The sequence below is a fragment of the Alsobacter soli genome (assembly GCF_003004785.1).
In the GTDB taxonomy this organism is placed as follows: Bacteria; Pseudomonadota; Alphaproteobacteria; order Rhizobiales; family Beijerinckiaceae; genus Alsobacter; species Alsobacter soli.
Genome location: NZ_PVZS01000008.1, coordinates 176,114 through 198,991, shown reverse-complemented (window position 1 = coordinate 198,991; position 22,878 = coordinate 176,114). Strand labels below are relative to the sequence as shown.

Below are 22,878 nucleotides of genomic sequence, written 5' to 3'. Positions count from 1 at the left end.
CCCGCGTGACCGCCCAACCAGCCGGAGCGCAAGCGCGCGTCCCCTCCCCCCGCGCCGCACGTGGTGGCGCGGGCATCCGGCCGCTTGCGTCCGCGGCCGGCATCGCCGCGCTTCTCGCGCTCGCGCCGCTTGCCGCGCTCGCCTGGATCGCCGCCTCAGGGGACGCGTCGACCCTGACGCATGTGGCCGTGAACGTCCTGCCGGATGCGCTCCGGCAGACCGGAGTCCTGCTTCTCGGGGTCGGCCTGCTGGCCGGCGCCATCGGGGTTGGCGCAGCCTGGCTGGTTACGGCTTATTCCTTCCCTGGAAGGGCCGTAGTCTCTGCGGCCCTTTCCCTGCCCTTGGCGGTGCCGACCTATATCGCGGCCTACGTCTACGTCGAGTTGCTCGATCCGCTGGGCCCCGTGCAGACTGCTGTTCGGGCGCTCTTCGGGTTCAGGTCGCGGGCGGACTACTGGTTCCCGGAGATCCGGTCCATGCCCGGCGCCATCGTGGTGCTGAGCTTCGTCCTCTATCCGTACGTCTACATGACGGTTCGGGCCTTGTTTGCGATGCAAAGCGCGAACCTCCTGGAAGTGGGACGCACCCTTGGGGCCCGGCCACTCGAGCTGTTCCGCCGCGTCGCGCTGCCAATGGCGCGCCCGGCCCTTGCGCTTGGGCTCTCGCTGGCGCTGCTCGAGACCCTGAACGACGTCGGCGCGACCGAATATCTCGGCGTGCGAACGTTGACGGTCTCGATCTATACGACGTGGGTGAACCGCGGGAGCCTGCCTGGCGCTGCGCAGATCGCCCTCGTCATGCTGGCCGTAGTGGCCGTGGTGATGACGGTGGAGGTCCGTGCACGCGGCCATCGGCGCTTCGGCGCTTCCGTAAAACGCCCCCGCCCATCGGCGCCGCTTCGGTTGCGCGGCTGGAGAGCCGCTGCCGCATTGAGCGTTTGCGCCGTTCCGGCAGCGCTCGGCTTTGCGGTTCCCGCAGGATTCCTGGCGCGTGAAGCGATCGCGCGCTGGTCCCGGCGAGGCTTCGATGCGGAGTTTCTGTCGCGCCTGGAAGCGACGATCGCCTTGGCGGCTCTGGCGACCCTGATCGTCGTGCTCCTGGGCGCGCTCACGGCAAGCGCCGGGCGGCTCTGGCGAACGAGACGCATGTCGCTTCTCGTGCGAGCCGCTTCGATTGGATATGCAATCCCTGGCACAGTTCTGGCCGTCGGATATCTATGGCCGCTCGCGGCGATCGACAACGCCATCGCGAATGCAGCGCGTTGGGCCTTTGGGTCGTCTCCCGGCCTGCTTCTCACCGGTTCTGGCGCGGCCCTGGTCATCGCCTATGCGGCGCGGTTCATGGGCATCGCCGTTGGCGGTCTGGAAAGCGGATTCGCCCGGATTTCCACCCATATCGATGACGCCGCCCGAACGCTCGGCAGGCGGCCGGCCCAATTGCTCCGCGAGATCCACGCGCCGCTGGCCCGCCCGGCCCTGTTCTCGGCGGCGCTGCTCGTCTTCGTGGATGTCATGAAGGAACTGCCCGCGAGCCTCTTGCTGCGGCCGCTCAACATGGACACGCTCGCTACGGCGCTCTACGCCGACGCGGCGCGCGGAGCGTTCGAGGATGGAGCCCTTTCGGCCCTGGCCATCGTGGCCGTCGGGTTGGCGCCGGTGCTGGCCATGATCCGGCTATCCGGGTCTCAGGCGCGACCGCCCGAGGCCGTCGCTCTGGAAGCCGAACAGGAGTGAACGAGCCCGTTAAAGCTTGAGCGCAGGCAGATCGCGAAAGAGCTCAAGCGCCTCGGGGTTGGCGAGCGCCTCCTTGTTCTTCACCTCGCGGCCGTGCACCACATCCCGCACCGCGAGTTCGGTGATCTTGCCGGACTTGGTGCGCGGAATGTCCGCAACCGCCACGATGCGGGCCGGGACATGGCGCGGACTCGCGCCCGAGCGGATCTTCGCGCGGATCGCCTGCTGCAGTTCGTCGGTGAGCGCTGCGCCATCCCGCAGTCGGACGAACAGGACGACACGAACATCGTTGTCCCAATCCTGACCGATGGCGAGCGCCTCGACCACCTCGGGGATCTGCTCGACTTGGGCGTAGATCTCGGCTGTACCGATGCGCACGCCGCCCGGGTTGAGCGTTGCGTCCGAGCGACCGTGGATGACCAGGCCGCCGTGAGGAGTCCATTCAGCGAAATCGCCGTGGGTCCAGACGCCGGGGAAGCGCTCGAAGTAGGCCGCCCGGTATTTCGTGCCGTCGGGATCGTTCCAGAACATGATCGGCATGCACGGGAACGCCTTCGTGCAGACGAGTTCGCCCTTGCCGGCCGGCAGAGGCCTGCCGCCCTCGTCCCATACGTCGACGGCCATACCGAGGCCTGGGGCCTGGATCTCGCCCTTGTAGACGGGCCCGGTCGGATCGCCCAGGACAAAGCAGGAGACGATGTCCGTGCCTCCGGATACGGACGCCAAATGCACGTCCGGCTTGATCGCGTCGTACACGTAATCGAAGCTTTCCGGGGCCAGCGGCGATCCCGTCGAGGTCATCAAGCGCACGCTCGAGAGGTCGTGGGTTTCGCGCGGGCGCAGGCCCGCCTTCTTGCAGGCGTCGATGTACTTGGCGGACGTGCCGAACAGGGTGAAGCGCTCGTCCTGGGCGAAGTCGAACAGCACTGGTGCGGTCGGGTGAAAAGGCGAGCCGTCGAAGAGCATCAACGCGGCCTTGCTGGCCAGGGCCGAGACGAGCCAGTTCCACATCATCCAACCGCAAGTCGTGAAATAGAACACGCGGTCGCCGGCGCGCACGTCACAGTTGAGCTGAAGCTCCTTGAGGTGCTGAAGCAGCGTCCCGCCCGCCCCATGGATGATGCACTTCGGCACGCCCGTCGTGCCGGACGAGTAAAGAATGTAAAGCGGGTGATTGAACGGAAGCCGCTCGAACCGGAGATCGGCCGGCTCATGCTCGGCCAGCGCGTCCGCGAGCGCGACGCCCCGAGGCAGTACGGCGGCTGTGGCGGCGGCCTCGCCGAGATAGTCAACGACGAGCACCGTCTCGGCGGTCGGCAACTGCGCGACGATTTCGGCGAGCTTGTCGCGAATGGGAAGGCGCTTGCCGGCGTACCAGTAGCCATCGCAGGCGATGAACAGCTTCGGCTCGATCTGGCCGAAGCGGTCCAGGACGCCGCGGACGCCGAAATCCGGGGAGCAGGAAGACCACGTCGCGCCGAGCGACGTCGCCGCCAGCATCAGGATCACCGTTTCGGGCAGGTTCGGCATCATGGCGGCGACCCGGTCGCCCACGCCTATCCCGCGAGACGCCATCCATTGCTGGGCGCGGGACACGTCGGCGCGCAACTGCCGCCAACTCAGGCGCTTGGCCGATTTGTCCTCTCCGCGAAAAACGATGGCGTCATCGTCCCCGTCGCCGGTCAACAGGTTTTCCGCGAAGTTCAGCCGCGCCTCCGGGAAGAATTCCGCGCCCGGCATCCGGTCGTGACCCAGAATGCGGGACCCCTTCTCGCCCTTGACGCCTGCAAAGTCCCACAGCAGAGACCAGAAGGCTTCTCGCCGTTCGATCGACGCGGCGTGCACGTCTCGGTATGTCTCGAGGTGCAGCCCCTCGCGCGCGTTGAACGCGTCCCTGAACTGGACGAGCGCTGTAGCGGCGACGCGCTCGGGAGAGGGTGTCCAGAGCGGGCGGTCGGCGAAGGTCATCGTTAGGCCTTTTTGTCGGCTCAGCGGAAACGCAGGTCCCTGGATTAGCGAATCTCACCGCGGCGGGGAAGCGCCGCCCCAATCGCCGGCAACAGCCAAGATCGCGGTGGACGGTGGATCATGGCAGGTCTGGGCGCGGCAGCGCTATGGTATATGAGTCAGGGCGACCCTCCCGTGATGTGCAAGGCTTTTATGTCCCAGGTCCCCTTCGTCACCGGGCGCATGGCGTGACACGGCGTCTTGCGATCGGCCTCACGATCCTCACGGCGCTTCTCCTGGCCGGCTTCACGCCGTGGCCGGCTCCCCGGAGCTGGGTTTCAGCGCTGGTCAGGCAGACGGCGGACCGAGACGGTCTTGTGCTCGCCTTCAATGAGCCGCCCCGGGTCGTGCTCCTGCCGCAGCCTCGCCTGGAGGCAGGCTCAATCACGGCAACCACCGACGCGGGTCGCCTCAGTGCGACCATCGCCCGATCCAGCGGGGCGCTGCGCCTGACCCCGCTCGTGCGAGGGAAGCTTGAGCTCGCTGAACTCACGGTGGTGGCGCCGCGAATCGCGGTGTCCGACCCCGCTTCCTGGGCGGGCCTGGGCAGCGGGACGCTGCACGCTCTCTCCGCTCGGGGCGCCCTGGGCGGCCTGGACCGGCTCGTCATTGTGGACGGAGCGCTGCGGCAGGGGCATGACGATGCCCAGGCGCTCACCGGCATCAACGCCGTGATGCGCCGCTCATCGGGCCGCGACAGCGTTGACGCGGCCGGCGGCCTGCGATGGCGGGGAGAGGACGTCCAATTAGAAGCGTCCGGCTTCAGGCCTGACGATCTCGCTGCGGGGCTAGGCTCCGAACTGTCGCTCCGGCTGAAGAGCGCCTTTCTGACCGCGCGCTTCCAGGGCCAGACGATCGGAGGGGCTCAGGCCGAAGGCGACTTGAGCATGACGAGCGCCGATCTGCCCTCTCTCTCCCGATGGCTTGGCCTGAGCCTTCCCATACCCATGGGGGACAGTCTCGCGCTCTCCGGCCAGGCCCGCATCGCAGGCCCCGCCCTTGCGCTGGATGACGCTCGCGTCGCGCTGGACGCTGGCGTCTTCGAGGGGGTGGCTTCCGCTCGCCTGCAGGGCGCCAGGGTCGCCATCGGCGGGACGCTCGCCACGGACCGCCTGGATCTCTCGCAAGCAGTTCGGTCGTTCGCCCTGGCGCACGCGGCGACCGGCTGGAGCACTCAGGCGTTCGAGCTCTCGGCGTTGTCCCAGGGCGATGTGGACCTGCGTCTGTCCGCCGGGCAGATCGCGATCGGCAAGGCGCTTCTGTCGAACGCAGCGCTCTCCTTTCTCTCCCGCCCGGGACGCGTCGACATCTCCCTCGGCGCGGCCGAGATATTCGGCGGCTGGATCAAGGGGCGCGTGGGAATCGGAACCGGCGAGAAGGGCGTGGACGCCAGACTGCTGGCGTCATTCGACCATGTGGATGCCGCCAGCGCATCGGTTCTCTTCGCCGGGGCTGAACGCGTCACAGGATCCGTTGCGGGGAGCGTCTCCGCGGAGGGTTCTGGCGAAAACCCTGCCGCCTTGATGCATACGCTCGATGGCAAGGCCACTCTGACCCTGCGTCAAGGCGAGATTCGGGGCGTCAACCTGCCTGAACTGCTGCGCCGGCTGGAACGCCGTCCGCTCATCGCGGCGGCCGATGTGCGGGGCGGAAAGACGCCCTTTGAGTCGGCTTCCGCCACCGCGCGCATCGTCAGGGGGGTGGCGGAGGTGTCCGAAGGCGTGATGACGTCCCCTGCGACCCGCGTGGACTTGTCGGGCTCGATCGGGCTCGCCGAGCGCGTGTTTCGGCTGAAGGGCCGCCTGGAGCGCCCGGAAGGATCGATCGGTGAAGCGAAGCCCCTGCCCTTTGGCGTTACCGGGACATTCGAGAACCCCGTGATCGCGCCCGAATCGACGCGCCTCGGTGCGGACCTGAGCTCTGCTGCCACTCTCTCCGGCGCATACGAGCGCGTCGAAGCCACCCCGCCGGAGCCATCCAGTCAGGAGCGTTGAATCTTCAGCGGTCCGCCTGCATGGCTTCCGCAATCCGGTGTTCCAGCACCTGGGGTTGCCGGATGACGAGCGCGCCGCGCGTCTTCGCGATCACGCCCTGGCCCGAAAGCGCCGACAACTCCCGGGTGACCTGTTCGCGGCGGCACCCGATCCGGGCTGCCAGAACATGGTGGAACGGCGGCGGGCTCACGACCCGCTCGCCGGCTACGCCCATGCGCGGAGCCGACATCCGGATCAATTCGGCGTACAGGCGATGCTTCAGGTCGAAGACCGAATGTTCCGTGATGCGGGCGTTCAGTTCGCGGATCCGGGCTGTCAGCTGCCGCAGGAGCTTGTCGCAGACCACCGGGGACGCGAACACCAGCTCCTTGAATACGCCTGCCGGCATGATGCACATCTCCGCCCGCGTCAGGGCGGTGACATTGGCTGATCGGCGCACATCGTCGATCGCTGCGAGCTCGCCGAAGAACTGCCCGCCCCGCATCTCCGCCAGGATGATCTCCTTGCCCGCCTGCGTCCTGATGAGCACCCGCACCTCGCCAGACAGAAGGAAGTAGACGTCAGTCGAGGGATCCTCGAAGTCGACGACGATTTCGTTCTCGTCGAACTTGCGCCAGGCGCAGCGCCGGTCGAACCTGTCGAGATCGATGCCTGCGTCCTTGAAGAACGGAACGCGCGCCAGCGTCTGCATTGTGAATGCCTCCCAGATGCGGGGCCATGCTAGTCCAGCTTTCGTTGAGAGGCTAAGTCGAATTCCAGCCGAAAGCCGGCTTACTGCTCCAGGGAGATCTGGTAGCCATGCCGGCGCCGCTCGCCAGGGGCGAGGATGCTCATGCCTGGTTTTTCAAAGAGGTCCCCCTCGAACCCTTCGGGATCGCCCTGACCCGTCCAGGCTTCGACGCACGCGAAGGGAGCGCCGACCCGACTCCACACCACGATGTTGGAGAAGTTTGTCCAGCTTATCCGCAAGGCCGGCGACCGTGCGGTCTCAAGCCTCAGCCCTCGACTCCTCACGTCGAGGAAGCACAGGGCCTCCCGCGAGAACAGGTCGTCCTCGAGCCTTAGGAGACGCCCCTCCTCCAGCGGCGCGCTACGTCGGCGCAACGAAAACAGCCCGCCGGGCCCGATGACGGGGACATCCGGGCTCTCCGCCTGATCGAAGGCCAGGCGGCTCTCCGGCCCTTTTACGATGCGAAACCCGGGATGCAGGCCCGCCGCATAGGGCATCTCCCCCGCGCCGCTGTTGTGGACTTCAATCTCGACTTCTAGCGACCTTGCCCCAAGCACATAAGTGGCCGCCAGCTCGAACTTGAATGGATAGACGGCCCTCGTCTCCGGCGAGTCGCACAGGACGAATCGAGCCCGTTCTGGTCGAGATTCGGCCAGCTCGAACAGGGACCGGCTCGCGAAACCGTGCAGCCCGAGGGGGAAGCTGCGCCCGCCCACACGTGCAACGCCACCGCGGGTCCAGCCACATACGGGAAAAAGAAGCGGGCTGCGCTGGTCCCAGAAGGACGGATCCCCGCGCCACAAGAGATCCGCGCCGTCAACGCTCCACGTCTGCAACTCCGCGCCCAAGAGGGACACGACGGCCCTGTTTCGGCCTTTGCCGAGGCTCACCAGTTCCGCCATCCCCTCCTCGCAAGCGACTCGCGCCATTTCGGCGGCGCGAACGGGAGGTTTTCAGGCCCGGCTCGCCTTGTCCACGACTGGCGCGAATTGGCCCTAGACAGCCGGCGAAGCACCCCCTATAAGCCCCCTCGTTCGCAGCGCTCCGGCGCCAGTCGGACACGCCCAGGTAGCTCAGTTGGTAGAGCATGCGACTGAAAATCGCAGTGTCGGTGGTTCGATTCCGCCCCTGGGCACCACTGGCTTTTTGAGGCCGCCCTCAGCTTAATCTGACGATCGCGCCCCCCTGATCCAGGGAACGCCTCTTGGCCGACTGCGGCCTGCGGGCCAGAAAGCGGCCGCACCACGGTGAGCGCCAAGGGTGGCCGGAGGCGGTCTCCGGCCACCCTCTCTTGCGATCAGTCCTTCGCGCTCGCTTCCGGCGCTGGATTCTGGAAATAGGGCTCGACAAGCCCCTTGAGCTTGACCGTCATCGGATTTCCGAACCGATCCTTGCTGCTTCCCACGCTCAGGCGCACCCATCCCTCGCTGACGCAGTACTCTTCGACATTGGTCTTCTCCACTCCCTTGAAGCGGATCCCAACGCCCCTGCTCAGGACCTCTTCGTTGAAATAGGGGCTCTTGGGATCAACGGACAAGCGGTCCGGGGGCGTGTCGGCCATGGTGGTCTCCTCGAATGGCGATGCGGCGACATAGCGAAACCCGCGTGCGGCGCCAATCCGCGTCCCGTCCTCAGATGCTTTTCGGACGCCTGGGGAACTTAGCCGAGGGCCCGGCGTTGTAGAGGCGCATCTGAGAATGCCCCCTCCAGTATGCACGACGCCCCCGCAAGCGGTCCCGCTTGCGGGGGCTTCATTTTGAGGCGACCACGCCGCCAGTCGATCGGCAGAAGAAGACCTTCTGTTGATGTTCGGACAATCTTCCGATCTCGCCAGATCAATCGCAGAACAGTGTCAATAACTTCCGATTTTCGGCGCCGGCCGACTCCGGACGATCCATCGAGCCTCTTGAGCGGTACGTACATGTACGAGAGTAGAGGTACGAATAGCCGCCCTACTCACCTCCCTTTATGTCTCTATTCCCTTCCCTGGAGAGGTCGAGATGTACCCGGTTCCCGCCGCCGAGACTGCTCGACTGGCTGCGTTGTCACGGTTGGATATCCTGGACACGGCCCCGTCTCCCGCTTTCGACCGGATTTGCCAGATCGCACAGGAACATTTCCGCGTTCCATTTGTGCTCGTCACCTTCATCGACCGGGACAGAGCATGGGCGAAGGCCATGATCGGTCTGCAGGACCCGACGATCCGGCGCGATGACGCGTTTTGCGCCCACACGATCATGGGCGACGAAGTCCTGGTCATCCCGGATACGCTGCGGGATTCCCGTTCGGCCCAAAATCCGTTCGTGACGGGTCAGCCGCATGTCCGCTTCTACGCCGGCGCGCCGATCGTGCTGTCAACGGGGCTCAGGGTTGGGTCCGTCTGCATCATGGACACCAAGCCGCGGACGCTCAGTCGGGCGGAAGCGGTCGTGCTGAAGAACCTCGCCGATATCGCGGTCACGGAGCTCAGGCTGCTCCAGGCCGGGCGCCTCGCCCGCGATTGCCTCTCGGAACGCGCCTTCGCTTCCGTCTAGCGGCTCACGCCACCGTGCGACGGGCCTGGTCTAGCGCCAGCCGGATACAGGCGATGGCTTCCTGAATGCCCTGGACCTGCGTGTCATAGCCGTAGGCCGGCAGCTCCATCTGCTTCACTTCCATGAGGATGCGCGCGATCAACTCCTCAGCGTCAGCAAACGCGCGGCGCGGGTCCGTCGCCGCCTCGAACGCGACGCGCAGGGCTTCCATCATCGCCATGATGGTCACGGCGTCGGCCGCCAGCGTCTTGTCCGTGCGCATGTTCGGGTCTCCGGAAACTCGCCCGGAACCTGAGCGCCAAGAGTTGACGGGATCTTACCGCGGCCCTCGACGAGCGGCCTTGTCCACATGCGCCGAAGCCAGCGCATCTCCGGCGACGTCAGGCTCGGTCGCGCGTCATCATGGTCTCATGTCTCGCTGCCTCGGGGGCCTGTAGACACCTGCCGCTGACGAAGACCCGAGCCAAGACGCCGGGGCGAACGCATCTGAGGGCTTCATCTCCGAGGGCCTTCCTCCACCGCGTTGACCGGCTTACACTTTCCTTCCCTTAGGGAGGGAACCAAACAATGAAGCTCAAGACGTTGCTTCTGGGAGCGGCGCTGACGGTGATCGCCGCAGCGGCCCAGGCACAAACGGCCGTCAAGATCGGTGTTCTGAACGATCGCTCGGGCCTTTATGCGGACATCTCAGGCGAGGGCTCGGCGATCGCGGCCCGGATGGCCATTGAGGACTTCAAGGCGTCCGACAAGGGCATCAAGGCCGAAGTCGTCGTGGCGGACCACCAGAACAAGCCGGATATCGGGTCGGCCATCGCCCGCCAGTGGTACGATCGGGACGGCGTCGACATGATCGTCGACGTGCCGACCTCGTCCGTCGCCCTCGCCGTCGCGCAGATCGCCAAGGAAAAGAACAAGGTCTACATCAACTCTGGCGGCGGCACCTCCGACCTCACCGGCGTTCAGTGCTCGCCCAACACCGTGCACTGGACCTACGACACCTGGGCGCTGGCGAACGGCACGGGCACCGCGATGGTCCAACGCGGCGGGAACACCTGGTTCTTCATCACGGCCGACTACGCCTTCGGCGCGGCGCTGGAGCGTGACGCTTCCGCGCTCGTCAAGAAGGCCGGAGGGCAGATCCTGGGCTCGGTGAAGCATCCCTTCCCCGGGACCGACTTCTCTTCCTTCCTGCTCCAGGCGCAGGCTTCAGGAGCCAAGGTCGTGGCTCTGGCCAACGCCGGCGGCGACACGATCAACTCCGTGAAGCAGGCCGCCGAGTTCGGCATCGTCAAGGGCGGCCAGAGCATCGCGGGGTTGCTCGTCTTCATCACGGACGTGAAGTCGCTTGGTCTTCAGGTGGCCCAGGGCCTGGTGCTCACGGAAGCCTTCTACTGGGATGCGAACGACCAGACGCGAGCCTTCTCCAAGCGGTTCGCCGAGAAGGCGGGCGGCAAGATGCCGACCATGGTGCAGGCTGGCGTGTATGCCGGGACCCTGCACTACCTCAAGGCCGTGGAAGCGCTGAAATCCAAGGATGACGGCGTGAAGGTCGTCAACAAAATGAAGGAAATGCCCACCGACGATCCGCTGTTCGGCAAGGGCTCCATCCGTGCCGATGGCCGGAAGATCCACGACATGTACCTGTTCGAGGTAAAGAAGCCCTCCGAATCCAAGGGCGAGTGGGATCTTTACAAGACGCTCGCGACCATTCCGGCCGACAAGGCATTCCGGCCCATGTCGGAAGGCGGATGCCCTCTCGTGAAGGGCTGAGGCGGCGCCAGCGTACAAGCAAAAGGGCCCCCTCTCGCGCGAGAGGGGGCCCTCCTCGTTTGGGGCCATGCCTGCAATGAATTAAGGGCCAGCCTTCAAAGTGCGCGCCTTGGCGTACCAAGCCTCCGCCTGCGCCGGATCGGGTTCGAGCCCGATCACCGGAAGCTTGAGCAGGACCTCTGGATCGAATGTCCGGCCCATGGCCGTTGCGCCCCTGGCGTCGCCGGCCAGCGCCACCCGCTCGAAATAGCGGCGCGCGGCGGCCACGTCGCCCGCCTTGAGCTTGGCTTCTCCGCGTTCCAGTGAGGTCAGCACCTCCTCGGAAGAAAGATTCAGGCTTCCGGTTTCAGGGGCCGGCGCCGCAGGTGCGGCCGCCGGAGATGGAACTTCAGCCTGCGCGATGCTCGGCACCGGGGCGGGCGTGACCGGAGCCGCGGGCAGCTCGGGCGCCGGGGCGATGGAGGCGACCTGCGCAGGCGCGGGCGCAGGAGCTTGGGACGGAGGAAGCACGGGCTGGGCCGGCAGCGCATTCGCCGCCGTCGGGGCGGGCTGCGAGGCTGACTGGAGCGGGGCGGCCCCGGAAGGCGCGGGCGGCGCGGGAGGCGCAGCCGAAGTCTGCGGCACGACAACGGACGGCTTGCTGTCTGCTGCAGGGGCCACGGGCTGCGAGGAGATCGAGGCGGTTCTCTCGGGCGCCGGCCTATCCGCGGCAGGCTCCGTCGGCGCGGGCGATCCGAGCGACTGCACCAGCAACGTCGCCATGCCGGCGGCGACCAGCGCAATGGCGGCGGCTCCGGCGAAGGGCTTCCAGGCGTTGCCGGCGGGCCGCGCCAGCGGCGGCTCTCCCGGCCGGTTATCGAGCCTGGACGCCCCGATGGGCGCGTCCGAGTCCTGGAATGCGAACGGGCGCATGGCTCTCTCTCCTTACTGGCCCGCAGAGGCCGCGCGGTCGCCGGAGCGGCGCGACTTCATCTGGGCATGGACCCACTGATCCGCGGACTTAAGCCGACGCTTGCCGTCCACCACCGCAGCCAGGTTGGTCTCCTTCCATTTCGGATGGCGTCCCTCCTTCAGGAGGTCCGGAAAATGATCGAAAATGGCCGTCGCGGCGGCCGTCAGCTCGTGCTGGCGGGGCGAGCTGTCGCGCCACCACGGAGCAACCAGGATGGCGTCGGCCGAGACGGTTTCGATGCGTTCGCCGTCGGAAACGAGCCCCGGGTAGTCGGCGCTGGTGAGGGTGGCCGGGTCGTAGGCCTCGCCGAGCTTTCCGAACGGCACGGGAACGAGGTGAACGCCGGCGCTGCCCTGGGCCATCTCCGCCAACGGCGCGTAGGGCTTGGGCGCCAGCACGAAGGCGGCGGCGAGGGTCCCTGCCTTCACGGCGTTCAGGGCGTCCGCCAGGCTTCCCGTCGCGGGCGTGACATCCACGCCATGGTCAGCGAGCGCCGCGCGCGCGACCGTCTCGGTGTCGCTGCCGGCGGGTCCCATGTAGACGCTCTTGCCGGCGAGATCGTCGACCGAGTGAATGTCCGGCCCGGCCACGAGATGCAGTTCCTCGCCGAACAGCTTGGCCACATAGACCAGCTTGGCCGAGGCCGAGCCCGCGTTGGCGAGCGTAGGGGCCGAAACCACGGCCATGTCGATTCCGGGAAGCGTCAGCAGCTCCTTCAGCGGAGCTCCTTTGCCGCGGACGGTCTCGAGCTTGAACTTGGGGGCAAGGACTCCGCCGAGATCCGCGAGAGTGGGCTCCATGCCCTGGTCTGAACCCGTGAGGATCTTGATGGAGCCGGGGCTGGCGCGATCGATCGTCGTCTCGCGGGCCGGAGCAGCCTCGCGCGCCGGGGCTTCGCGGATGGCGGCCGTCTCGCCCTCGGCGGCGCTGGCGGGGGTGCGACGCGCGTGCGCGCGTGACGGGGCGCGATGGCGCCGGGCGGGCGTCTCCGCGGCTTGCACGGGGGCGGGCTGCGCCGGCGCGGCCGCCTGGGTGGCGCCCGGCGGGTTGCGATCGCCTCCCAAGCCTTTGAAGAGTTGGCAAAACGCACTGCACGACTCGCCCGGCGCGGGGGCCGAGGCGGCAGGCGCCGCAGCGGTCTGCGCAAGCGCGACCGGGGCGACCGCGATCCAGGCTGTCGCGAGCAACGCGCGAGCAAAGGCTTTCATGTCGTGGTCCTCGGACAGTGAGGGGAAACGCGGGACTCCGGACCCGCAGATCCTTGACCTTCACTGGCCGCTGAATCCGGCCATAATCTGTCCAAATCAGCGAGGGTTGATGGCAATTCGCAACAGTCAAGCGGCGCTGCACTGTCCCGCGTGCTTTGCGGAAGAATTGTTATGCTCGCCAGCTCGACGCCACTCCTCCAAAGAACAGAGCAGCCGACTTTGATGCAAAGCGGCCTCCAGCGACGGATTGCGGGCTCTTCCGCATCCAATTCCCCAATGCTGGAACCACCCAAAGGCGCCGCCGTTCAAGGACGATGCGCACTCAGCTTGCGCGCGGCATTTCAGCGAGAGGTAACAACCATGGCTCGGACAGAACTCATGCGCGGGACCGTTCTGGCGGTCAGCGCCGCCCTGGCGCTCGCGTTCACGGCTGGCCCCAGCTTGGCCAAGGACCAGGGCGCCGCCGCCAAGACCTTCATCACCAAGGCGATCCAGGGCAACATGGCCGAGGTCTCGATGGGGCAGCTCGCCCAGCAGAACGGCCAGTCCGACAGCGTGAAGCAGTTCGGCCAGATGCTCGCGACCGACCACGGCGCCGCCAACCAGAAGGCCCAGGCCGTCGCCCAGCAGATGGGCGTGCAGGTCCCGACCGAGCCCAGCAAAAAGCAGCTGGCCGACTACAACAAGATGCAGAAGTTGAACGGCGCCGCCTTCGACAAGGCCTTCGCCCAGCACATGGTGGCCGACCACAAGAAGGACATCGCCGAGTACAAGAAGGCGGCCAAGATGCAGGGCGACCCGGCCGGCGACTACGCCAACCAGACCCTGCCTGACCTCGAGAAGCACCTCCAGGCGGCGCAGCAGCTCCAGAAGGGTGGCGGCAAGAGCATGTAAGCTGCGTCTGGCGCCAGCATCACAAAAAGCGATCCGGAGGCGGTCGGCCACGGGTCGCTTTTTACCGGGCTTATCCTCCAGCCGCTGGCGACCTTGATCACGCCCCCTCGAAACCAGCCAGGATCGTCGATACGCAGGCGGTCTCGACCTGCTGCCCATAGCGCTCGTGGTAGAGCTTCATCATGGCGTCGTGCGTCTCGTCGGACGAGCTGCAGAGAGCGTCGGTCGCCACGACCACGCGATAGCCCCGGTCCACGGCGCCCAGGACGGCGGCAAGCACGCACACGTCTGTTTCGCCCCCGCTGACAAGAACCGTGTCGACGTTGGCTGACTGAAGCAGGTTCTGCAGCGCCGGGTTGGCCCACGGCGAATAGACCGGCTTGTCGATGACGTGTGCTGGCGGAGCGAAGCGGCGCAGCTGCGGGATCAAATCCACCATGTCGCGGCCGATGCGCTCCACCGTCACATCGGCCCACCGCTCGTAGTAGCGCTTCCAGGTCCCCTGCCCTTCGCCGGGCCGCATGGCGGGGATGAAGCGCGTGAACACGGTGCGTTCCGGACGCGGTTCGACAAGGCGCACGATGTTGGGCGCCACGCGTGGCATCCAGGGCGTCTTCCAGGGCGTGTCCTCGGCGAAGAGGCGCTGCATGTCCACGCAGAGGTGGGCCGTGGTCTCGGGGCGCAACGGCCCATAGATCAGTTCATCGTCCTTCGCCATGCGGCCGGGTCACTCCTTGGGCACGTTTCGCTCCAGTTCCGCCAGCCACGCGGCGGCGTTGCCGTCGGAGGGCGCGCGCCAGTCGCCCCGCGGAGACAGCGAGCCGCCGGCCGACACCTTGGGCCCATTCGGCAGCGCTGAGCGCTTGAACTGGCTGAAGGCGAAGAAGCGGCGCAGGAAGACCTCCAGCCAGCGGCGGATCTGCGCCAGGTCGTGCCCGCGCCTGCGGTCCTCCGGGAAGCCGGGCGGCCAGGAGCCAGCCTTCGGGTCGGACCAGGCGTGCATGGCGAGGAACGCGATCTTGGAGGGCCGGAACCCGTAGCGCAGGGTGTAGAACAGATTGAAATCCTGGAGCTCGTAGGGGCCGACCTTCGCCTCGGTGCTCTGCGGCTTCTCGCCTGCCTCCACCGGCACCAGCTCCGGCGAGATTTCCGTGTCCAGGATGGAGCCGAGGGTCTTGCCGACGCTCTCGTCGAACTGGCCGGACGTAATCACCCAGCGGATCAGGTGCTGGATCAGGGTCTTCGGCACCCCGGCGTTGACGTTGTAGTGGGACATCTGGTCCCCCACACCGTAGGTGCACCAGCCGAGGCCCAATTCCGAAAGGTCGCCGGTGCCAATCACGATCCCATCGTGCTGGTTGGCGAGGCGGAACAGGTAATCCGTGCGCAGGCCGGCCTGCACGTTCTCGAACGTCACGTCATAGACCGCCTCGCCCTTGGCGAAGGGGTGGTCCATGTCCGCCAGCATCTGACGGGCTGCGGGGCGGATGTCGAGCTCGCTCCACGTCACGCCGAGAGACGACATCAGCGCGATCGCGTTTGTCTTCGTCTCCGCTCCCGTTGCGAAGCCGGGCATCGTGTAGGCCAGGATTTCCGTGCGGGGCCGCTTCAGCAGGTCCATCGCCTTAGCGGCGACAATGAGAGCCTGGGTGGAATCGAGGCCGCCTGATACGCCGATCACGGCGCGTCGCACCCCCGACGCCCTCAGGCGCTGCACGAGGCCGGCGACCTGGATGTTATAGGCTTCGTAGCAGTCTTGCGCGAGCCGGGCCGGGTCGGCGGGCACGAATGGGAACCGCTCCACAAGCCGCTGGAGGCCGATGTCCGCTTCGGGCGGATTCACCGCGAACCCCACGCGACGGAAGACGCATTCCCCCGCGTTCAGGCGGCGATTGTCATCGAACGTGCCCTGACGCGCACGCTCCTGGCGAAGGAGGTCGAGGTCGACATCGGCGATTACGAATTGCTCGCCCTCTGGGAAGCGTTCGCTTTCGGCCAGCAAGGCGCCATTCTCGTAGATGGAGGTCTGCCCGTCCCAGGCGAGGTCCGTGGTGGACTCCCCTGCCCCCGCGGCCGCGTAGAGGTAGGCCGCGACGCAGCGCGCCGATTGTGACGCGCAAAGGAGCTTTCGGGTCTCCGCCTTGGCGATCGTGATGTTGCTGGCGGAGAGATTCGCCAGCACGGTCGCGCCGGCAAGCGCGCCGAAGCAACTGGGCGGGGCTGGCACCCAGAGGTCCTCGCAAATCTCCGCATGAACCACGAGCCCGGGTACGTCTTGCGCCTCGAAGACGATATCCGGGCCAAAGGCTGCCTCCTGGCCTGCTAGGCTGATCAGGCCGCCCTCGGTTCCCTGCCCGGAGGCGAACCAACGGCGCTCGTAGAACTCGCGGTAGTTGGGCAGATGGATCTTGGGTACGACGCCCAGCAGCCGGCCGCGATGGATCGCAAGGGCCGTGTTGTAGACGCGCCCGCGCCAGCGAACCGGCGCTCCGACCAGGATCAGGGGGGCGAGGTCGCGCGACCCGTCGAGCAGCGCCCGGGCGCCCTCCTCCACCGCGTCCAGCAGCGTATCCTGGAGCAGCAGGTCGTCGATGGAATAACCGGACAGGGCCAGTTCCGGGAATACCGCGACGGCCGCGCCCTCCGCATCACAACGTCTGGCGACATCCAGGACGCGTTGGGCGTTGGTCGCCGGATCGGCCAGAGCCGTTCGCGTGGTGCCGGCGGCCACGCGTGCGAAACCGTGCCGGTAGATCGAGCGGAAGGTCATGGCCGTCATTCCTTCACCGAAGCGCGCGAAGCGGCTTTCGGTTCCGAACCGGAAGCCCTTCGGGGTCTTTGCGCGCTATTGAGGCTCTTATGCTCACTTTGAGAATAAGATGATACTCGCGCCCCGGCTCGATGCAATGCAGGGGCGCGCCATTTCAGGTCGACAGGCGGGAATGTCCGGTGTGCACTGGCGCCGACCACGAAAGGACCACCCCATGAACATGCGATCCCTTGGCCGATCAGGCATTTCCGTCCCGCCGCTCTGCCTGGGCGGCAATGTTTTCGGCTGGACGGCCGATGAGCGTCAGTCCTTCGCCGTTCTGGATGCCGCATTCGAGGCCGGGCTGACCTTCATCGACACGGCCGACGTGTATTCACGCTGGGCGCCGGGACACGTCGGCGGCGAGTCGGAAACCATCATCGGCCGGTGGATGAAGGAGCGCGGCGCCCGCGACCGGCTCGTCCTCGCCACCAAGGTCGGCATGGACATGGGTGAAGGGAAGGTCGGGCTGAAGCCCGCCTATATCCGCCAAGCGGTCGAGGATTCGCTGCGTCGCCTGCAGACCGATCGCATCGACCTCTACCAGGCCCACAAGGATGATCCCGACACGCCCCAGGAGGAGACGCTGGCCGCCTTCGCCGAGCTGGTGAAGGCCGGGAAGGTGCGGGCGATCGGCGCCTCGAACTTCTCGGCCGACCGGTTCAGGGACGCCCTCCAGATCTCCGAGCGGCTCGGGCTGCCGCGCTACGAGACGATGCAGCCGGAGTACAACCTGTACACGCGCATGGAATACGAGACCGGGCTCGAGCCTGTGTGCCGAGACCACCATGTCGCCGTGATCCCCTTCTTCGGACTCGCCGCCGGCTTTCTCACCGGGAAGTACCGGTCCGAGGCGGATCTGGGGAAGAGCCCGCGCGGCGAGCGCAGCATCGGGCGCTACCTCAATCCGCGTGGCTTCGCGGTCCTCGAGGCCCTGGACAGGGTCGCCGAACGGCACGGAGCCACGCCGGCCCGCGTCGCATTGGCCTGGCTCATGGCCCGGCAGAGCATCACGGCTCCCATCGCGAGCGCCACGAGCCCCGAGCAAGTCCGGGAACTCGCGGCAGCCACCCAACTCAAGCTCTCGCCCGAGGAGATCGGCCAGCTGGACGACGCGAGCGCCCCCTAGGCGGATTCTTAAATCCCGTCGCGTAGCAAGGTTTGGGGCGCGGCCGAGTCGCGCTCCGCTCGTGCTGCGCGCCGGGGGCGACATGACGCGTTGGTTGTCCGCATTCAGGAACTCGGCGAACGGCTTGCGCTGGGCGTTCCGGCACGAGTGCGCCGTGAGGGAGGAAGCGATTACGCTCGCCCTCGGCGCGTTGCTGGCCGCCTTGATCGCGCCTGACTTTCCAAGCTACTGCGTCCTCGTCGGAGCCCTGGCCCTGCTGCTCGCGGTGGAACTCCTGAACACCGCCATCGAGAAGCTTGCAGACTTCATCACCCTGGAACGACAGCCCGCCATCGGCGTCGTGAAGGATCTCGGCAGCGCCGCCGTGTTCGTCATGCTGGCGTTAAACGCCCTGGTCTGGATCGGCATGGCGGCGCGCGCGCTGCTGGGTTGATCCTCCTGCTTGCCCGATGAGCCTCGAATGACCTTTACGCCCTCACCCCCGCCGCGCCGGACAGGCATCATGCGGGTGGTCGGCCCCCTGATCGACGCCCTCGTCCTCCCGTTCGTCCTGTTCGACGAACTGGTGCGGCCGCTTTATCGCCCCCTCATCCGGCTGTTGGCGCGCCTGAAGCTGATGCAATGGCTCGAGCAGGCCGTCTGCGCCCTCCCGCCCTATGGGGTGCTCGTCGCCTTTCTGGTGCCCTTCGTCATCTTCGAACCCTTGAAGATCCTCGGCCTTTACTGGCTCGGCACAGGCCACGCGCGGCTCGCCGTGCCGACCCTCATCGTGTCGCACGGCGCCACGTTCCTGCTGGTGGAGCGCCTGTACGATGCAGGCCGGCCGAAGCTGATGACCATTGGCTGGTTCGCCCCGATTGCACGGCTTGTCGAGCGGGTGCGCGACGCCGCCATGGCGTGGCTCCGATCGCGCCCAGCCTGGATGGCCATCAAGGCCTACGCCAAGCGCGTCCGCGCCCACGTGGCGGGGTTTTTCGCCAAGCTGCGGGCGCGCTCCCCGGGGTAGGCCGGGGAGCGCACCGTCTCACTGCGCCTCGAAAACCTTCGAGAGAGAGTTCACGGCCTGCACGCGCGGGCTCGGGAGCGGCTCCAGGTTGAACCGCTCCGTGATGAGCTTCAGGATCGAGCCCGTGTCGTATTCCGTGTGGTCGATGACGCCCTTCCTGGCGAGGGGCGAGACGACGATGGCGGGCACGCGGGTGGCCGGGCCGAGGAAGTCGGCGCGGGCGCCGGCCGCCGGGCCGCTCGGCGGCGCGACGTGGTCGAAGAACCCGCCGTTCTCATCATAGGTGATGACCAAGGCGTAGCTGTCCTTCATCGGGCTCTTGGCCAGAAGCTCGGCGATGTGCGCGACCTCGGCGTCGCCCTTGTCGAGCGCGGCGTAGCCGGGGTGCTGGTTGAACCGGCCTGACGGCTTGTAGAACGTAACGGGCGGCAGCGTGCCGGCTGCGATGTCAGTGTAGAGCTTCTCGGCGTCTTTCAGGTGCTTCGCGCGCTCGGCCTGCCCCTCTGGCGTGCCTGGGTCAAAGCGCTTGAAATAGGCGAAGGCCTGATGATGCCACTGGAACCGGACCTCGCCGGCGAGGTACTTGGATTCCTGCTCCGTCCGGTCCGGCTTGGCCGCAAGATCGAACCCGCCGGAATACCAGGCGAAGTCGACGCCCTTCGCCGTGAGCCTGTCGCCGATCGTCGGCAGGGTTTGCGGAGGCAGCAGGTTTGCGCCCTGCCCGCCATTGTTCAGGTAGACCGACTGAGTGGTGTTGACGGCGTAGTCGCCGTCGCTCGCCGCCACAACGCGCGTATCTTCGAAGTCTCCCGCGCTCTTCGGGTTGGGAATGGGCCGGCCATCGGCGTCCAGTTTGGAGCGCTGGGATTCCGGCGCATTGGGCCAGACAGGCGCGCAGGCGCAGACCAGATAGATGTGGTTGAGGAACGAACCGCCGAAGGCGCCCATGAAGAAGTGGTCCAGGAGCACGTTCTCGCGCGCCAGCTTCCACAGGGTCGACTTCTCCATGGCGTCCCTGGAGTAATACCCCATGGAAAGGCCGCCCGCGTCCGAATAGGCGGCGAAAAGGTCATTCTTGCCGCCGTCGATCTGGGTGCGGTTCGTGTAGAACTTGTGCACGAGATCCCGTGTGTTCACTGCGGTCGTGATCTCCGGGGCCATCTTGTCGATGGCGAAGGGCGCGTTCGGCCGGTCGCCGAACGGCAATTCGCGGATCTCCTTGGGGTTGTCGGACACGTCGAACGGGCCCGTCTTGTGGGGCGGCGGCAGTTTGTCATAGGGCTTGCCGGTCGCGTCGCGCTGCAGCGTCTGGCCGTTGGCGATCGCCTGCTGGATGCCTTCCGCCCCGGGGAACTCCCCGAACAGGTTGTCGAAGGAGCGGTTCTCGAGGAAGAGAACGATCACGTTGCTGATCTTGTCGATCGGCCGTGCGTTCTGGGCCAGCGCGCCTGACACACCCGCCATGGTCATCGCCAGCGCGCTCGCCGCGCAGGCCAATCCGGACAACCGCCTCATCATCTCCTCCACCACGCGCGGGATCTGCGTGTCCCGCTGCGTGTATCAAACAGCGGGCGCATCCTGCTGGCTAGAGCCGTTCGATGACGGTCCCATGAAGGATTAATGACGTTTTTCATTGCCGGACTCGTCTTCCTGGCCTAGCACGCGGCGATGTCCGCCATGCAGTTCGCAGCCCTGCCCTATCGCGTGGTCGAGGGACGCACCGAGGTCCTGCTCGTCACGTCCCGGGAAACCCGCCGTTGGGTCATCCCCAAGGGCTGGCCCATGAAGGGCAAGAGGCCGCACCAGGCCGCCACGCGCGAGGCCTTCGAGGAAGCGGGCGTGAAGGGCGAGGCCGCCCCCGCCCCGGTCGGCGGCTTCACCTACTGGAAGAAGCTCGGCCGCAAGCGCCTCCTGTGCACCGTCGAGGTGTTCCTGATGGCGGTCACGGCGGAACTGAAGGTCTGGCCGGAACGGCGGCAGCGCAAGCGCCGTTGGTTCCCGGCCGAAGAAGCGGCGGCCCAGGTCGAAGAGCCCGGTCTCGCCGCCATCATCCGTGAATCCGTCCTGTCCGTTCCCCCCGAACCGAAATCCTCTTCCGACCAAGGCTGACCGACATGCTGAAATGGTTCAGGGCCCTGCTCCCGCGCGAGGACCGCTTCTTCGACCTGTTCGAGCAACATTCCCGCACGCTGCTCTCCGGCGCGGAGTCGCTGCAGCGCCTGCTGGAGGGGGGCGAGCAGGTGCCGCACTGGTGCGAGCAGATCGTAGGCTTCGAGCACCAAGCGGACGCGCTGGCGCACGAGGTGATGCTCGCCGTCCGGCGCACCTTCATCACGCCCTTCGACCGCGGGGACATCAAGGACCTGATCCAGTCGATGGACGACGCCATCGACCAGATGCACCAGACCGCCAAGGCGATCACGCTTTACGAGCAGCGGCAGTTCGATCCCTGCATGCGCGAGATGGCGTCCATCATCGTGGAATGCGCCAACCTGACCGTCGCGGCCATTCCTATGCTGCGCCGGATCGGCGAGCACGCCGGCGCGATCAACAGCTTCGCCGAGCAGATCACAAAGCTCGAGGGCCGGTCCGACGACCTGCATGACGAGGGCCTGCGCGACCTGTTCCGCAAGCACCGGGGCGGCGACGCCATGGCGTTCATCGTGGGCACGGAGATCTACAAGCACCTCGAGCGGGTGGTCGACCGGTTCGAAGACGTCGCCAACGAGATCAACGGCATCGTCATCGAGCACGTCTGAGCCATGGACGCGACCATCGCCTTCCCGTTGCTCGTCGGGCTCGTCGCCGTCGCGCTGCTCTTCGATTTCCTGAACGGCCTGCACGATGCGGCGAACTCCATCGCCACCATCGTGTCGACGCGCGTGCTGCGGCCCCAGTACGCGGTGTTCTGGGCGGCGTTCTTCAACTTCATCGCCTTCCTGTTCTTCGGCCTCCATGTGGCGAACACCCTGGGCACCGGCATCATCGATCCCGACATCGTGACCCCGCGCGTGATCTTCGGCGCGCTCACGGGCGCCATCGTGTGGAACGTGATCACCTGGGTGCTGGGCATCCCCTCGAGCAGCTCCCATGCGCTCATTGGCGGGCTCGTGGGCGCCGGGGCCGCCAAGGCCGGGTTCAGCGCAGTGGTCTGGAGCGGCTTCCTGAAGACGGTAGCCGCCATCGTGCTGTCGCCGCTGCTCGGCTTCATCCTCGCCCTGCTGCTTGTGCTGATTGTCTCCTGGTTGTTCGTGAAGGCGACGCCCTTCGCGGTCGACAATTCCTTCCGCACCCTGCAATTCGTCAGCGCTTCGCTCTACTCGCTCGGGCACGGCGGCAACGACGCCCAGAAGACGATGGGCATCATCGCCGTGCTGCTCTACTCCCAAGGCTACATGGAGGGCGGGTTCCACGTCCCGACCTGGGTGGTGCTGTCGTGCCAGACGGCCATGGCGCTGGGGACACTGTTCGGGGGCTGGCGCATCGTCCACACCATGGGCTCGAAGATCACCCGGCTCTCGCCCATGCAGGGCTTCTGCGCCGAAACGGGCGGCGCGGCGACGCTCTTCCTGGCGACCTGGCTTGGCGTGCCAGTCTCGACGACGCACACCATCACGGGCGCCATCGTGGGCGTCGGCGCCGCGCGCCGGGCATCGGCCGTGCGCTGGAACGTTGCGAGCAACATCGTGGTCGCTTGGGTCGTCACCCTGCCCGCGGCTGCGCTGATCGCCGCGGCGACCTATGCGATCGCCGGGTTGTTCGCGTGACCCCGGAGTTCGCGAATAATTAAAAGTTGTGTTGTTGATTGGCGTGGTTCGTTAAGGGTGCGTTCCATGCCAGCCAAGCCGATCGCCATCGCCGTCGCGCTCATGGCGCTTGTCTATTTCCTGTCCCCCGCCCGTTTCGGCGCGAGTCAGCCCGACTGCGTCAAGGACAAGATCGGGTGCCTGATCGCATCCACGGACGCGGACGCCTACGACCCCGTGGTCACGGGCAGCGTGCCGAAGTCGGTGAAGCGCGCTCGCCAGCACTGATTGCGAGACCTCCGCGCTCTAGTCAGCGCTGCCCAAAAGTGCTCTAGGATCCGCGCCCCCGACAGCAGCGAGGACGTT

The 22,878-nt window shown here is 66.7% G+C and carries 22 protein-coding genes and 1 tRNA gene; 13 read left to right on the top strand and 10 right to left on the bottom strand.

Annotated elements, in window-relative coordinates:
• Nucleotides 1-5: 5 nt before the first annotated feature.
• Nucleotides 6-1,733 carry an ABC transporter permease gene (locus SLNSH_RS09555; protein WP_106336450.1) on the top strand — a complete coding sequence of 576 codons (1,728 nt, stop codon included), beginning with the start codon at nt 6-8 and terminating at the stop codon, nt 1,731-1,733.
• 9 nt (nt 1,734-1,742) lie between these two features.
• On the opposite strand, the gene SLNSH_RS09550 is transcribed toward SLNSH_RS09555, so the two are convergent.
• Nucleotides 1,743-3,701 (bottom strand): acetoacetate--CoA ligase, encoded by a 1,959-nt coding sequence (locus tag SLNSH_RS09550; RefSeq protein WP_106336448.1) that lies wholly within the window; start codon nt 3,699-3,701, stop codon nt 1,743-1,745.
• Between the two features lie 227 nt (nt 3,702-3,928).
• On the opposite strand from SLNSH_RS09550, the gene SLNSH_RS09545 reads away from it, so the two are divergent.
• The gene (locus tag SLNSH_RS09545; protein WP_158266729.1) at nt 3,929-5,734 is read left to right on the top strand and encodes an AsmA family protein; all 1,806 of its coding nucleotides are present in this window, start codon (nt 3,929-3,931) and stop codon (nt 5,732-5,734) included.
• A 4-nt stretch (nt 5,735-5,738) separates the two neighbouring features.
• On the opposite strand, the gene SLNSH_RS09540 is transcribed toward SLNSH_RS09545, so the two are convergent.
• A complete protein-coding gene (locus tag SLNSH_RS09540) occupies nt 5,739-6,425 on the bottom strand; it encodes a Crp/Fnr family transcriptional regulator (RefSeq protein ID WP_106336446.1) in 687 nt (228 codons plus the stop codon).
• Between the two features lie 80 nt (nt 6,426-6,505).
• The gene (locus SLNSH_RS09535) at nt 6,506-7,366 is read right to left on the bottom strand and encodes an aldose epimerase family protein (RefSeq protein WP_106336498.1); all 861 of its coding nucleotides are present in this window, start codon (nt 7,364-7,366) and stop codon (nt 6,506-6,508) included.
• Nucleotides 7,367-7,526: 160 nt separating this feature from the next.
• On the opposite strand from SLNSH_RS09535, the gene SLNSH_RS09530 reads away from it, so the two are divergent.
• Nucleotides 7,527-7,602: transfer RNA gene (locus SLNSH_RS09530), tRNA-Phe, on the top strand.
• A gap of 159 nt (nt 7,603-7,761) precedes the next feature.
• Here the strand turns inward: SLNSH_RS09530 and SLNSH_RS09525 are convergent.
• Nucleotides 7,762-8,025 carry a DUF3297 family protein gene (locus SLNSH_RS09525; RefSeq protein WP_106336444.1) on the bottom strand — a complete coding sequence of 88 codons (264 nt, stop codon included), beginning with the start codon at nt 8,023-8,025 and terminating at the stop codon, nt 7,762-7,764.
• Between the two features lie 439 nt (nt 8,026-8,464).
• On the opposite strand from SLNSH_RS09525, the gene SLNSH_RS09520 reads away from it, so the two are divergent.
• A complete protein-coding gene (locus tag SLNSH_RS09520) occupies nt 8,465-8,998 on the top strand; it encodes a GAF domain-containing protein (protein WP_106336442.1) in 534 nt (177 codons plus the stop codon).
• Between the two features lie 4 nt (nt 8,999-9,002).
• Here SLNSH_RS09520 and SLNSH_RS09515 read toward each other — a convergent pair whose 3' ends face one another.
• Entirely contained in the window at nt 9,003-9,260 is a 258-nt protein-coding gene (locus SLNSH_RS09515) for a hypothetical protein (protein ID WP_106336440.1), read from the bottom strand.
• A 305-nt stretch (nt 9,261-9,565) separates the two neighbouring features.
• On the opposite strand from SLNSH_RS09515, the gene SLNSH_RS09510 reads away from it, so the two are divergent.
• Nucleotides 9,566-10,768: an ABC transporter substrate-binding protein gene (locus SLNSH_RS09510; protein WP_106336438.1), complete on the top strand. Its 1,203-nt coding sequence runs from the start codon at nt 9,566-9,568 to the stop codon at nt 10,766-10,768.
• An 81-nt stretch (nt 10,769-10,849) separates the two neighbouring features.
• Here SLNSH_RS09510 and SLNSH_RS09505 read toward each other — a convergent pair whose 3' ends face one another.
• Together SLNSH_RS09505 and SLNSH_RS09500 are read right to left on the bottom strand one after the other, a co-directional pair.
• A complete protein-coding gene (locus tag SLNSH_RS09505) occupies nt 10,850-11,680 on the bottom strand; it encodes a hypothetical protein (RefSeq protein WP_106336436.1) in 831 nt (276 codons plus the stop codon).
• A 12-nt stretch (nt 11,681-11,692) separates the two neighbouring features.
• Nucleotides 11,693-12,928, bottom strand: a complete 1,236-nt coding sequence (locus tag SLNSH_RS09500; RefSeq protein ID WP_146140235.1) for a TAXI family TRAP transporter solute-binding subunit — start codon at nt 12,926-12,928, stop codon at nt 11,693-11,695.
• Between the two features lie 360 nt (nt 12,929-13,288).
• On the opposite strand from SLNSH_RS09500, the gene SLNSH_RS09495 reads away from it, so the two are divergent.
• Nucleotides 13,289-13,822 carry a DUF4142 domain-containing protein gene (locus tag SLNSH_RS09495; protein WP_245422177.1) on the top strand — a complete coding sequence of 178 codons (534 nt, stop codon included), beginning with the start codon at nt 13,289-13,291 and terminating at the stop codon, nt 13,820-13,822.
• Between the two features lie 97 nt (nt 13,823-13,919).
• Here SLNSH_RS09495 and SLNSH_RS09490 read toward each other — a convergent pair whose 3' ends face one another.
• Both SLNSH_RS09490 and SLNSH_RS09485 read right to left on the bottom strand, forming a co-directional pair.
• Nucleotides 13,920-14,540 carry a cysteine hydrolase family protein gene (locus tag SLNSH_RS09490; protein ID WP_106336431.1) on the bottom strand — a complete coding sequence of 207 codons (621 nt, stop codon included), beginning with the start codon at nt 14,538-14,540 and terminating at the stop codon, nt 13,920-13,922.
• A gap of 9 nt (nt 14,541-14,549) precedes the next feature.
• Complete coding sequence (locus tag SLNSH_RS09485; RefSeq protein ID WP_106336496.1) at nt 14,550-16,592, bottom strand: NAD(+) synthase; 2,043 nt, start codon at nt 16,590-16,592, stop codon at nt 14,550-14,552.
• Between the two features lie 214 nt (nt 16,593-16,806).
• On the opposite strand from SLNSH_RS09485, the gene SLNSH_RS09480 reads away from it, so the two are divergent.
• The 3 genes from SLNSH_RS09480 to SLNSH_RS09470 all read left to right on the top strand — a co-directional run bounded on the left by SLNSH_RS09480 (nt 16,807) and on the right by SLNSH_RS09470 (nt 18,766).
• Entirely contained in the window at nt 16,807-17,760 is a 954-nt protein-coding gene (locus SLNSH_RS09480; RefSeq protein WP_106336429.1) for an aldo/keto reductase, read from the top strand.
• Between the two features lie 82 nt (nt 17,761-17,842).
• Nucleotides 17,843-18,193 carry a diacylglycerol kinase gene (locus tag SLNSH_RS09475; protein WP_106336494.1) on the top strand — a complete coding sequence of 117 codons (351 nt, stop codon included), beginning with the start codon at nt 17,843-17,845 and terminating at the stop codon, nt 18,191-18,193.
• 27 nt (nt 18,194-18,220) lie between these two features.
• Entirely contained in the window at nt 18,221-18,766 is a 546-nt protein-coding gene (locus SLNSH_RS09470) for a hypothetical protein (RefSeq protein ID WP_146140234.1), read from the top strand.
• 18 nt (nt 18,767-18,784) lie between these two features.
• Here SLNSH_RS09470 and acpA read toward each other — a convergent pair whose 3' ends face one another.
• Nucleotides 18,785-20,281, bottom strand: a complete 1,497-nt coding sequence (gene acpA / locus SLNSH_RS09465; protein WP_106336492.1) for an acid phosphatase — start codon at nt 20,279-20,281, stop codon at nt 18,785-18,787.
• Nucleotides 20,282-20,443: 162 nt separating this feature from the next.
• Between acpA and SLNSH_RS09460 the strand changes: the two genes are divergently transcribed.
• The 4 genes from SLNSH_RS09460 (at nt 20,444) to SLNSH_RS09445 (ending at nt 22,800) form a co-directional block, all read left to right on the top strand.
• A complete protein-coding gene (locus tag SLNSH_RS09460) occupies nt 20,444-20,875 on the top strand; it encodes an NUDIX hydrolase (protein ID WP_245422173.1) in 432 nt (143 codons plus the stop codon).
• Between the two features lie 5 nt (nt 20,876-20,880).
• A complete protein-coding gene (locus SLNSH_RS09455) occupies nt 20,881-21,525 on the top strand; it encodes a DUF47 domain-containing protein (RefSeq protein ID WP_106336423.1) in 645 nt (214 codons plus the stop codon).
• 3 nt (nt 21,526-21,528) lie between these two features.
• On the top strand, nt 21,529-22,533 hold the full coding sequence (locus tag SLNSH_RS09450; protein ID WP_106336421.1) for an inorganic phosphate transporter: 1,005 nt from the start codon (nt 21,529-21,531) through the stop codon (nt 22,531-22,533).
• A gap of 66 nt (nt 22,534-22,599) precedes the next feature.
• Nucleotides 22,600-22,800 (top strand): hypothetical protein, encoded by a 201-nt coding sequence (locus SLNSH_RS09445; protein ID WP_106336420.1) that lies wholly within the window; start codon nt 22,600-22,602, stop codon nt 22,798-22,800.
• The last annotated feature ends 78 nt before the right edge of the window (nt 22,801-22,878 follow it).